Here is a 12,874-nt window from a genome sequence, read left to right as displayed (position 1 = left end):
AGGAAACCAAAAGGAACCAAGCCAATCGCTACTGATTTTCATCAGCATAAATCATAAAAAAACCACAGTTTGTAAAGTACTACACTGTGGTTTTTATTCTATTTCAATATTCAAAATTCGTTGTTGAATGTTGAATATTCAATTTGGAATAACGAATAATGAAGTTTTAAATTATTTTTTTGCGCCTGGAGGATATTGCGCCAAAATTTTATCTACGAATTCTTTGATTCTTGCATCTTTCTTTTCGGTGTCTTTGGTTAGATAGCCGTTTCCTTCGCCTTGCCATACTAATTCTTTGGTTTTAGCATCGATTAGGTCAATGAATAAAGTACCTTCGGGAGTTCTTGAAACGTTGGTGTAGTTCATTCCCATTCCCCACCAAGGATTCCAACCCCAACCAAATCCGTTGTTGTTGTAAATGTCAATACGCTCCGTTTCTTTTGTGAAAATACTGATCAGCAAATCGGGTGTTTCGCTTTTAGTAAAACCTTTCGCCGCTAATGCTTCATCAATGGAACGTAAAATGCGTTTTTTATCCAAATCGGAAATTTCTACTTTGTCTATAGCATTTTTGGAATATGCATAGGTTTTGTAGCTTTCAAAATTGGCTTTTTTGTCGTAATCAGAATTTACTCTAACCGAACTGCATGATGCAAGAACTAAGAGTAGGAGTAATGGTAAAAATTTTGTTGTTTTCATAGTATTTTATTTTTGTGTTTCAAGTTTGATGTTTCAGGTTCAAAAGCTTAACTTGAAACTTTAAACCTGAAACTATAATAAATTTTCGTCTACTATATTTGGGATGGTAACTTTCAATAAAGGTTGCGTCTCCATCGCTCTTTTTATTGCAAAAATTGCTCCTTCATTTCTTGCCCAACTTCTTCTTGAAATTCCGTTGTTTACATCCCAGAAAAGCATTGACTCTAAACGTTTTGATGCTTCTTCAGTACCATCAAGAACCATACCAAAACCACCATTAATTACTTCGCCCCAACCAACACCACCACCATTGTGAATAGAAACCCAAGTGGCACCACGGAAACTGTCTCCAATCACATTTTGGATAGCCATATCGGCTGTAAATCGTGAGCCGTCATAGATGTTTGATGTTTCTCTGTATGGTGAATCGGTTCCGGAAACGTCGTGATGATCGCGTCCTAAAATTACATATCCAATTTCGCCACGAGCAATGGCTTGATTAAAAGCTTCTGCAATTTTAATTCTTCCTTCAGCATCGGCATAAAGAATTCTTGCTTGTGAGCCAACGACCAATTTATTTTCTTGCGCGCCTTTAATCCATTGAATGTTATCGGCCATTTGCTGTTGGATTTCTTCTGGAGAATTTTTCATCATTTCTTCAAGAACATCACAGGCAATTTTATCGGTTTTGGCTAAATCTTCAGGATTTCCCGAAGCGCAAACCCAACGGAATGGTCCAAATCCGTAGTCGAAACACATTGGTCCCATAATGTCTTGAACGTAGCTGTTGTATTTGAAATCGATGTGATTTTCGGCAAAAACATCTGCTCCAGCTCGAGAAGCTTCTAATAAAAAGGCATTTCCATAATCAAAGAAATAGGTTCCTTTTTCAGTATGTTTATTAATCGCAGCCGCATGACGACGCAATGTTTTTTGAACTTCTTCCTTGAATTTATCAGGATTATTTGCCATTAAATCATTAGATTCTTCAAAAGTGTAACCGATTGGATAATAACCTCCAGCCCATGGATTGTGTAATGAAGTTTGATCGGAACCTAAATCGATATGCAGGTTTTCTTGGTCGAAACGTTCCCAAACATCCACTACATTTCCTAGATAAGCAATGGAAACTACTTCATGATTTTCTAATGCTTTTCTAACTCTTGGGACTAATTCATCAATATTTTCAATCACTTCATTAATCCAACCTTGTGAATGACGAATGTGTGTAATTTTCGGATTTACTTCGGCACAAACGGTTACGCAACCAGCAATATTTCCAGCTTTTGGTTGCGCGCCAGACATTCCACCTAATCCAGAAGTTACGAATAAACCACCTTTTGGAGATTTTTTTATTTTTCTGAATCCATTTAAAACGGTGATTGTAGTTCCGTGAACTATCCCTTGCGGACCGATGTACATGTAACTTCCAGCCGTCATTTGTCCGTATTGAGAAACGCCTAAAGCATTCATTTTTTCCCAATCATCTGGTTTGGAATAATTTGGAATTACCATTCCATTTGTAACAACTACTCTCGGTGCTTCTTTATGTGAAGGAAATAATCCCATTGGATGACCAGAATACATGGCTAAAGTTTGCTCATCTGTCATTTCTGACAAATACTTCATCGTCAATAAATACTGTGCCCAATTTTGAAAAACAGCTCCGTTTCCACCATAGGTAATTAGTTCATGTGGATGTTGTGCTACTGCGTAGTCCAAATTATTTTGAATCATTAACATTATGGCTTTTGCTTGTTCGCATTTTCCAGGATATTCTGAAATTGGTCGAGCATACATTTTATAATCAGGACGCAAACGGTACATGTAAATTCTTCCGTAGGTTTCTAATTCGGCTTTGAATTCGGGAATTAATTCTGCATGATGCTTTGGTTCAAAATAGCGTAAAGCATTTCTCAACGCTAACTTTTTTTCCTCATCAGAAAGAATTTCTTTTCGTTTTGGAGCATGATTTATTTCAACTTCATAAGGCTTCGGATTTGGTAAAGCCGATGGAATTCCTTGTAGTATTTGTTCTTGAAAAGTCATTTTGAGTTTATGGTTTATAGTTTGTTGTTTGCTATTTATTAATTGTCACTAATCACTTCTTAATTGTTCCAGTCTTCTTGTTAAATCCATAAGGGCAATGTCTGCAACCACTTTTGCAACAGTAACCGCGTTTTAAATGGTATTTTTCGGTAAAACAGCGATAGCCTTCGGGAGTTAAATAGTAATCTTCTCCTTCTTTTAAATTTTTCGGATTTAAATCTTCATTCATAAGTACAAATTTAGCAACTTTGCACCATATGATTCTAATAGTTTTTAAATATTTAACGCCAAGAGGTTTTCGAGGTTTAACATTTTATCCATTTGTTTTTTTAGCAGATAAGGATGATAAGTTGAATAAAGTATTTATTAATCATGAAAAAATTCATATTAGACAACAATTAGAACTACTTATTTTACCTTTTTATCTATGGTATTTTACGGAGTATTTGTTTCGATTGATTCAATACAAAGATAGAAAAGAAGCATATTTTAATATCTCTTTTGAAAGAGAAGCTTATAAAAACGAAAAAGACCTTAACTATTTAAAGCAAAGGTCTTTTTGGAGGTTTTTAAAGTATGTTAAAAAATAATTTTTTCGTTTTTTATTACTCCATTTTCAAGTTTGATTTGTAAAAATAAAGCTGTATTGTTTTTCAATAGATTTTTGATAGTAAATTCAGTTGAATTGATGTCTTTGTAAACTCCTAAATTTCTTCCTAAAACATCAAAAACTGTGATTGAATGAAGCTTTTCATTTGATGAACGGATAACAATGTTCTCATTGGTTATTACAGCTATATTATTGTTTAATGATATGTCATTGTTGTTTAATGATCCATTCAAATATACTATTTTGAAACGATTGTTTATTGTTCCATTTTGAGCACTAAAGCGATATGGCGATACTTTTAAATCGTGTATTATATCTAATTCTTTATCTTTTAAATAAATGTTTTGAGTAGTAAAGATTCCATCTAAACCACCAATTCCAATATCATAACTTCCAGAATTTTGTAGGTGAACTCCAATAGGCACTTCATCATAAACATCAAAAGGAAGTTGGCGTCCTTGAATCAAAAATTTATCAGAATTTATCAAAGAATAAATTGACATAGAACCTGTTTTTAGCGTTTGACTATCGAAGAAACTATCTCTTCCCATAGTGGCTCCTTCAATATATCCGAATAAAGTTCTGTCTGATTGATTGTTGCTGCTTATTAAATCTAACCAAATTCTATTTCTTTCCAAAGTATTTACATCAAAAGTAGAATTTGTTTGTGTTAAAGGAGTGCTCATTCTGTAAAATAAGCTGTTGTCGTAGGAAGCGCTTCTTAAACCATTGTTGAATGTAACGATGTCTGAGCCAGCTGGTCCATCTATCATTTGAACAAAAAATCCTTGTCCAGCTCCTATAAATAAGTCAGAAGCTGCAGCTGGACAACAACTAGTTCCTGTAAAATTATAGGTCAAGTAATCTCCTGGACTATAATTATAAAGATAACTATTGTAAAACGGACTAGCAATAATTGAAGGAAGAGTTCCATGAGTCCAAAGTTTAATATTTCCCTCAATTTTTGTATTGTTATTGAACAGAAATTGACTTCCTCTAATAGCTGATGGATATGGATTTCCAAGAAGATTCCAATTGTCACTGAAGTTAGTAATTTCAGTTCCATTTATTCCTTGATGATATGCTGTGTTTTGGTCAGAACCTCTTGAAATAGTATAATTAATAATTCCATTATTTGGAGTTCCAACAAATGTTCCATTCAATGGTGCAGGAATTGATGGACTAAAAGAACTTGGTCCTCTTACAATGTAACCTTTAGCAGGTAACATAGTATCTCCAGAAGCAACTTCCCAATTTCCTTGTCCACCATTAGTATTTGCAATTGTTGGATTCCATCTCCAAATTGGACCAGGAATTAATGGTGAAATTATATTGTTTACATTATAGTTTGAAACTGGTGAAGACCAATAAACATAGTCTAAACTTCTTATGTTATTAGCAGTTCTTCTGTAGGTAATGTTTCCAGTATTTGTTGTATTGTTTATTTGAACTAAACTAGCAGCATTATTTATAATAAATGATCCAGTAGCTTGAACATTAACCCAATCTGTTACAGTAACGCTATTAGTAGAATTTATGGTTAAAGTAGCTCCATTTAATACTGACAATGTTCCAGCAAGGCCATTATAATTTGTTCCTGATACTATTGGATTATTCGGTGTAATAGGTATTACAACGCAATCACTTCCGTTAGGAATTCCAGTTGGTGTCCAGTTGTTTGCTTTATTCCAATCAGTATCAACAGAACCATTCCATGTTTTTCTGTCACTAATTGTTAATGTGGTAGTATCTATTAAATCTAAGGTTGTTCCATTACAGAAACTATAAGTTACTCTAGCTGTATATGTTGTTGTTGCTGTAGGACAAACATTTATAGAAGCCGTACTTCCCACAACTGGTCCTGTAATGCCATTTCCTTCATACCAAGTTATCGTTGTTAAAGAGGTTCCTGAAGGAACAAATCTCCATGCTTCATTTGTTGTTGTCCAATCTGTACTTGTTGAGTTTCTATTCGGAGCCACAGTTGCTAGACTTCCTGTAGCATTTTGAACGCCAACTACAGCATTTCCAGAATTCCAAGAGGCACAAACTCTTTTTTCTTTCATGTAAACCTCAATAATATTTGTGTTTTCGTACAAAACAATCATTCCTGTGTAAAGTAATGAATTACAAGAGGCAGAAAACATTGGTATTTCATTCCAAGATGCCACCAAAGCTCTACATCCCGAACTTAATGTAACTAATTCCCAACCAACTTCTCCTCCTTTACTAGGATCAATATCATGATAAGCACCAAAAATACTGTTTAAAAATAGTGAGGTGCTAGGTAAGTCATTTGAGAATGACCATGTTGAATATCCTCCTGGGGTATTACTTGTTTGATCAAAAGTGATTACGCCGTTTGAACCAATTAAACATTGATTGTAGGTATTGCCATAATAACAAAAGTTAAAAGGTAAACTTATCGTTGGAGACCAAACATCATCAACACTTATACTTACGGAGTTTTGTAAACATCCAAATTGATATGGAGGCGCATATGGAATTGATTGAACTGTATAACTTGTAGTTTGTCCAAGTTGTAAAAAAGTTGCTTCTAAATTGGTGCAAGTTGAAGTAGAGCAATCTAAAATTGGTGACGGATCTAAGCCGTTTAATCCAAGTCCACCAGCAACATTTGTTGGGCATCCCATGCTAGATAAACCAACTCCACTTCCCGGAGTACATGGTGTTGTTACGCAAATACTAAACGTTCCTTGGCCACTTCCGTTTGCATTACTATGAACTCTTATGGTGTAGGTTGCTCCAATTGTAAGCCCAGTTAATGTTGTTGTTTCTACATTAGAACCAGTAGTGTTATTAATACATGCTGAACTAATTAAACTACCACATGTGCCAGTAAAAACTTGAAAAACTGCATTTGTTAAAGAGGTTGGAGTAATAGTTACCGTATGGCTAACATCAGTTGCTATAAATTGATACCAAACATCATCATCTGCATTTCCTGTGCAGCCTGCTTGCGATTGAGTAGCTCCTAAAGTTGTTCCTGTTGTACTTATAGTACAAGTTATGGTTGGGTTGACTGTTATTGTTTCGGCTGTAGCACACTCATCGTTAGTTGGTGGTATAGGACTTGTAACACAGATACCAAAAGTTCCGTTATTATCATTTCCATATTCCCAAACTCTAATGAAAACGGTTTGAGAAGGGGTTAATCCAGTTAAAGTTAGAGTTGGCATAGAACCATTTAAACTTGAATCGTCGTCACATCCTAAAACTGTAAGACTTCCACATGAACCCGAATAAACCTCCATTCCTCCATCAGTAATAACACCTGTTTGAGTATCTATAATTAATATTCCATTAGAAGGGACAACAGCTGTAAACCATACATCTCCACCAGAATAACTTGAGCATCCTGGAGCTGGTGCGCCTGAACTTGCTGTGGCACCTGCATTTGTATAAGTTGCATAAGAACATACTGCATTTACAGTTAATGGTGTAGCACTTAAACAATCATCATTTGTTGGAGGAGTTAAAGGACAGTTAAGTATAAAACTAACACTGCCTCCTATAGCACTTTCTGGATCTAAAAGAATATAATATTGAATGCCAGAAGTTAAAGTGAAACTAGGACTAGTGACTGCTCCAGACATATCGTCTATACAAGTCCATCCAGTTCCATTGCATCCTAATGAAGCCGCTTTAAATTGGTAATCAATATAGCCAAATGAGCCAAGTTGACTTATTGTGTAACTTCCAGTTTGAGTTGGTGTAAAGGTATAAATTTGCTCATTTCCTGGTGTTGTCCATCCACATGAAGAAGGACTATAAATTCCAGTACCACTTGGAATAGTTGCGTTTATGGTTGTTCCACAACTAGAGATATTAGGAATAGCAGCACATGGATTTGGAGCTGCTGCACAAGATCTAGATATTGTAAAAGTTCCAGTTGTAGTACTTCCTGATAAATAATGTGCAACATAAACATAGTAATTCACACCCAAAATTGTTGAAAAAGTGTAAGTTTCAGTTCCATTTGATAATGCAGAATCTTGACAAGTAATATTTGTCAATGAGCCACATGAGCCGCTAGAAATTGACATTTCAATATCATATCCCGTAGTCGTTACAGATATTGTTGAATTATTACCATCACCAACAAATGTATACCAAACGCCATAGTCTGCCATACTGCAACCAGAGTTGTTTATAATATTATTTGTGTTTACTGTTGTTCCTGCAAGATTTGTAGTAGCACAAGGTAAAGCAGTTGCATTAGTACATAAGTTATTTGATGGTGGAGGTGGAGGCGAAGTAACGCATATTGAGAAAGTACCTTGATCCGTTCCATTAGCATTACTGTATACTCTTACATAATAAGTGTTGGTTGGTGTTAATCCTGATAAAGTTATAGTTTCAGTATTTGACCCAGTTGTTAAATTCACACAATTCAAGCTTGTTAATCCAGCGCATGAACCACTAAATACTTCAAAAACAGCGTTTGTTAATGTAGTAGGAGTTACAGTAATTGCGTGAGTACTTCCTGTGGCAATAAAACTATACCAAACATCATCATCTGCATTACCAGTGCATCCAACTTGAGATTGTGTTGCTCCAATTGTTGTTCCAGATGTGCTAGTTGTACAGGTCGCAGTTGGATTGGTTGTAACCAATGTAGCATTAGAGCAATTATTGTTTGAAGGAGCAACAATAGCTGCTGATGTTAAGGATATATTGTCTACAGCTGCAGGAGGATTGGTGCCGAAACTTCCATCATTCGCCCACTCAAAAACCAATCTAAAAGTTGTGCCTGCATAGGAAGTTGGAAGGTTAAAACTCACGTTTGCCCATGATCCTTGAAGACTATAATTAGCAAGTCCTACTTGAATTCTACCTGTTGGAGCGGTTCCAATGGTAGTTATTTCAGTTCCGTATACAGGATTATAAGTTGTTGGAACCAGCCATATTCTTAGTCTGTCAAAAGTTGATTCACCTTGTCCAATCCAACTAAAAGATAATATTATGTTAGTTTCACCACCAAGAACAGTCACATTTCTGTAAAAGTGTGATGCTCTTGCAGTACCAGTCGCATAGGTGTGTGGAGGAGTTCCTGTTGCATTATTAGTAACATATGCTGATCTAGCGCCTGAGAAACCTGTTGTTGCACCTGTATTACAAACCCATTGATTTCTTCCAGTTTGTGCAGGATTGTTTGTGGTCCAACCGTTTAATGCAAATGTAGTTCCAGTTTCAAAACCACCATCGCCTGTTGGTGATATTATAGTAGTTTGTGATTGAATTTGAAACGAAATGAAAAATAATACAATACATACTAAATACTGTACTTTTATTGGAACCAAATTATTGTTAAAAATTAAAGGTAATTTTTTCAGCATATCAAGTTGATTGTATTTATCAAAAATAAACAAAAACATGTAAAAAACAAGTTTTAATGCATAAAAAATGTTAAATATTTAAATAAAAAAAAACTACAGAAATTTCCGATTTTTAACCTTTTTAAATCTATAATAAACCGCCTTGTTTTTAAAATTATCAAAGAAAAGATAAAGCTATTATTATAGGTGCTAAAAATTGTGATAAGAAAAATGATCTCATAAGTAAATTTTTAAGAATTGTATGATAGTAAAATCCGAATTCAACAAAAATAATCGATTAAAAACAAATTTATTCGACTAAATGATTTGTTGTGTTTTTTTTTCTATTTTTTTTATCTTCTTTAATTTTTTTTTCTAATTTTATAAATTAAATGTTTGATTATGAAGAAGTTTATAGTATTTAGTTTTTTGCTAACAAGTTTGTTTACAAGCAATTTAGTTGCTCAAATCTATGTTAGTAATAATAGCTACGTTTTTAATAGAGGTTCATTAGTATATTCTAGAGGAAATCTTGAACTTAATGGATTGAATAGTAATTTCTATGTTAGAAATGAAGGACAATTTCTTCAAGGTACTACTGGAAGCTCAACAAATACTGGTGCTGGAAAATTATCTGTTTTTCAAGAAGGAACCGTTAATAATTTTGCATACAACTATTGGTGTTCGCCAGTTGGAAATGCATCTGCAGCATCTGGAAATGAAGATTTTGGGATTACTATGTTAAATGTTCCTACAACTAGTACTTCAAGTACTCCTGTAACAATTACTAGTACTAGTTATAATGGAGTTTCTAATACAGGAACTTTAACAATTGCATCTTATTGGATTTGGCGATTTTTATCTTCGAATGGATATTTTCAATGGGTTCAGTCTGCAGCGTTATCAAATATTTCTGCTGGTCAAGGATTCACAATGAAAGGTGTTAGTGGAACTGATACTACAAATCCTAGTGAAGCTGTTGCAAATAATACCGGAAGTGCTCAAAGATATGATTTCAGAGGAAAACCTAATGATGGGAACATTACAATTAATGTTGCAAATGCAGCTTCTACTTTAACAGGAAACCCTTATCCTTCTGCGATAGATTTGAATTTGTTTCTAGTTGGAGGACCAGGGCCAGATTTAATTTCTGGAAATGGTGATGATATTCCTGGAAACCCAAATTGTGATGGAACAGCATTATTTTGGGAACAAGATAAAACTGTGAATTCTCACAATATTGCTCAATATAGAGGTGGTTATGGGACATATAATGGAACAACAAGTATATATTCTCCAGCAACTTTTTACACTTATGATCTTGCTGGAAATCAAGGTTCTGTTTTTAGCAGTCCAAATAATATTTATCAAAGAAGATTTTCGCCAATAGGGCAAGGATTTATGGTGAGAGGTGTTGCTAATGGAACATTGCAAATGAGAAATGTTTATAGAGTATATGTAAAAGAAGGTGTTGCAAATAATTCACAATTCGAGAGAAGTTCAGACGAAAATGCAACAGTAAATTATGGTTTTTATGATGCAATTCCGAATCTTGCAGGAGTTGATTATACTCAGATAAGTAAAGCACCAACACCTCACTTTGTTGTAAATACATCTTTAAATAGTCAAGCAGTTAGACAAATTGCAATCGGATTTTTGCCAAATGCAATTGATGGAGTTGATTTAGCCGATTCGAAATTTCCAGAAGCTACTGAGAACATAAGTACAGATATGTATTTGTATCTAAATAATGAACCTTATGTGCATTCTGTAACAAGTTTTGATATCAATAAAAGATTTCCTATTGGTTTTAAAAACACTAATACTGGTGTTTCAACATATACACTAAAAGTTAATGAGTTTGTCAATTTTGATGTTCAAAATGTATTTTTATATGATAGTTTAACGGGACTTTATCATGATATTAAAAATAATTTCTATGAAGTTGTTCTTGCTCCAGGTGAACATAATAATCGTTTTGAAATCACTTTTACAGATCAATTATTAGCTGTAACTGAAAATAATATTAAAGATTTGGCAATCGTTCAAAATAATACTAATCAATTGCTTACAATTTCTAATCCTAATGATTTAGATTTAAAAACAGTAGTATTGTTTGATATATCAGGTAAAAAGATATTTGATAAAGTAGATTTAGGAACTAAAAAAACTTATGAGTTTTCAACAGGCTCGCTGAGTGAAGGAGTTTATATTGTTAAAATAGAATCTACTAATGGACAAAGTTTAGGACAGAAAATTATTGTTGAAAGAATTAAGTAGTTACAATTCATCAAAAAATACAAAGAGGTATCCTAATTTTGGATACCTTTTTTTGTTTCAAAGAAGATAACATTTGTAACTTTGTAAAAAAATAATCTTGCGAGTTCTCACACAAGAAATAGTATTACCAAATACAACAGTCAAGCTTTACATAAGACGTGAAGATTTGATTCATCCTTTTGTTTCTGGAAATAAATTCAGAAAACTAAAGTATAATTTGTTAGAAGCCAAAAAGCAAAATCATAATACTTTACTCACTTTTGGAGGTGCTTATTCAAATCATATTGCGGCAGTTGCATTTGCTGGTAAAGAAAACGGATTTAAAACAATTGGAGTTATACGCGGAGATGAATTGAGTTCTAAAATTTCTCAAAATCCTACTTTAAAATTTTGTCAAGATAACGGTATGGAATTTGTGTTTGTTTCAAGAGAACAATACAGATTGAAAAGCACAGAAGATTTTTTATGTAATCTTAAAAATGATTTTGATGATTTCTATTTAATTCCAGAAGGAGGAACTAACGATTTTGCTGTAAAAGGTTGTGAGGAAATCTTAACAAATGAAGATGAAAGTTATAATTATATTTGTTGTGCCATAGGAACTGGAGGCACAATATCTGGAATTATTAATAGTTCGACTTCTAATCATAAAGTTTTAGGATTTCCATCATTGAAAGGTGATTTTATAAAAAAAGATATTCGTAAATTTGCAAAAAAGGAAAATTGGGACATAATTTCTGATTATCATTTTGGTGGATACGGAAAGGTTTCAGAGGAATTGATTGAATTTATTAATGATTTTTACAAAAAATATTCCATCCCATTAGATCCAATTTATACTGGAAAAATGGTTTTTGGCGTTATAGATTTAATAACTAAAAATTATTTCCCAGAAGATTCAAAAATTCTACTAATTCATACAGGTGGAATTCAAGGTGTACAAGGAATGAATTTAAAATTGAGTAATAAAAACTTGCAAACTATTAATTTCAATGATTAAGAAAATAATTTTATTATGTTGTATTGGTTTTTTCATCGCTTGCGGTTCTAATAAGCCAGTTGTGAGAACATCTAAAAGTTCATCTCCATCTAAACCTGTAGTTAGAACAGTTAGAAAACCAGTTGAAAAACCTAGTAATCCTGTTAAACCAAATTCTGAAAATACCACAAATACAACGGCTAAAAATGAGGAATCAACTCAAATTTTGGAAGCTACAACTCGAGTTAAAGTTACCACAGCATTGGTTTTAGAATATATTGAAAAGTATAAAGAAATTGCCAAAAAAGACATGAAAGAATACGGAATTCCTGCAAGTATTACATTAGGTCAAGGAATTTTAGAATCAGGAGCCGGTACTGGACCATTGAGTGCTCAGGCAAATAATCACTTTGGAATTAAATGTCATAAAGAATGGACTGGACCAAGTGTAAAATATGATGATGACGAAGCACAAGAATGTTTCAGAAAATACAATAATCCAGATGAATCTTATCGAGATCATTCTTTGTTTTTAGTGACGAGAGAGCGTTATTCTAATCTATTTAAACTTGATAAAAACGATTATGTTGGCTGGAGTAAAGGTTTGAAAAATGCTGGTTACGCAACCGATCCAAATTATCCAACAAAATTGATAGGACTAATTGAAAGATACCAATTGCAAAAATATGATGCTGAGGTGTTGGGAATAAATTATGTTCCAAATAATGTCGCATCAATTGATAAATCCAAAGACATTGTTTCAACAAATATTGATTTACATCAAGTAATCAAAGGTGATACATTGTATTCAATATCAAAACGATATAACATTTCTATCGATGATTTGAAAAAGAAAAACAATATTTCTGATACTGGAATTTCGATTGGTCAAAAGTTGATTGTAAAATAGTTTACTAC

Annotated in this window: 8 protein-coding genes; 4 read left to right on the top strand and 4 right to left on the bottom strand. The window is 33.4% G+C overall.

Annotated elements, in window-relative coordinates:
• Positions 1–171 precede the first annotated feature (171 nt).
• The 3 genes from ACYU7A_RS06535 to ACYU7A_RS06525 all read right to left on the bottom strand — a co-directional run bounded on the left by ACYU7A_RS06535 (position 172) and on the right by ACYU7A_RS06525 (position 2,977).
• Positions 172–699, bottom strand: a complete 528-nt coding sequence (locus ACYU7A_RS06535; RefSeq protein WP_460575111.1) for a DUF4136 domain-containing protein — start codon at positions 697–699, stop codon at positions 172–174.
• Between the two features lie 72 nt (positions 700–771).
• Positions 772–2,748, bottom strand: coding sequence for a urocanate hydratase (locus ACYU7A_RS06530; RefSeq protein ID WP_460575109.1), 1,977 nt, complete (start codon positions 2,746–2,748; stop codon positions 772–774).
• Between the two features lie 52 nt (positions 2,749–2,800).
• The gene (locus ACYU7A_RS06525; protein WP_460575107.1) at positions 2,801–2,977 is read right to left on the bottom strand and encodes a DUF5522 domain-containing protein; all 177 of its coding nucleotides are present in this window, start codon (positions 2,975–2,977) and stop codon (positions 2,801–2,803) included.
• Between the two features lie 28 nt (positions 2,978–3,005).
• On the opposite strand from ACYU7A_RS06525, the gene ACYU7A_RS06520 reads away from it, so the two are divergent.
• Entirely contained in the window at positions 3,006–3,338 is a 333-nt protein-coding gene (locus ACYU7A_RS06520; protein WP_460575105.1) for a hypothetical protein, read from the top strand.
• Here ACYU7A_RS06520 and ACYU7A_RS06515 read toward each other — a convergent pair.
• On the bottom strand, positions 3,328–8,718 hold the full coding sequence (locus tag ACYU7A_RS06515) for a hypothetical protein (protein ID WP_460575103.1): 5,391 nt from the start codon (positions 8,716–8,718) through the stop codon (positions 3,328–3,330). The genes ACYU7A_RS06520 and ACYU7A_RS06515 overlap by 11 nt on opposite strands.
• A gap of 381 nt (positions 8,719–9,099) precedes the next feature.
• On the opposite strand from ACYU7A_RS06515, the gene ACYU7A_RS06510 reads away from it, so the two are divergent.
• The 3 genes from ACYU7A_RS06510 to ACYU7A_RS06500 all read left to right on the top strand — a co-directional run bounded on the left by ACYU7A_RS06510 (position 9,100) and on the right by ACYU7A_RS06500 (position 12,866).
• The gene (locus ACYU7A_RS06510; RefSeq protein WP_460575101.1) at positions 9,100–10,977 is read left to right on the top strand and encodes a T9SS type A sorting domain-containing protein; all 1,878 of its coding nucleotides are present in this window, start codon (positions 9,100–9,102) and stop codon (positions 10,975–10,977) included.
• A gap of 97 nt (positions 10,978–11,074) precedes the next feature.
• On the top strand, positions 11,075–11,977 hold the full coding sequence (locus ACYU7A_RS06505) for a 1-aminocyclopropane-1-carboxylate deaminase/D-cysteine desulfhydrase (RefSeq protein ID WP_460575099.1): 903 nt from the start codon (positions 11,075–11,077) through the stop codon (positions 11,975–11,977).
• Positions 11,970–12,866, top strand: coding sequence for a glucosaminidase domain-containing protein (locus ACYU7A_RS06500; protein WP_460575097.1), 897 nt, complete (start codon positions 11,970–11,972; stop codon positions 12,864–12,866). Before ACYU7A_RS06505 ends, ACYU7A_RS06500 begins: the two co-directional genes overlap by 8 nt.
• Positions 12,867–12,874: the final 8 nt, after the last annotated feature.

Source organism: Flavobacterium koreense, from assembly GCF_054776075.1.
This window is presented reverse-complemented; position numbering and strand designations above follow the sequence as displayed.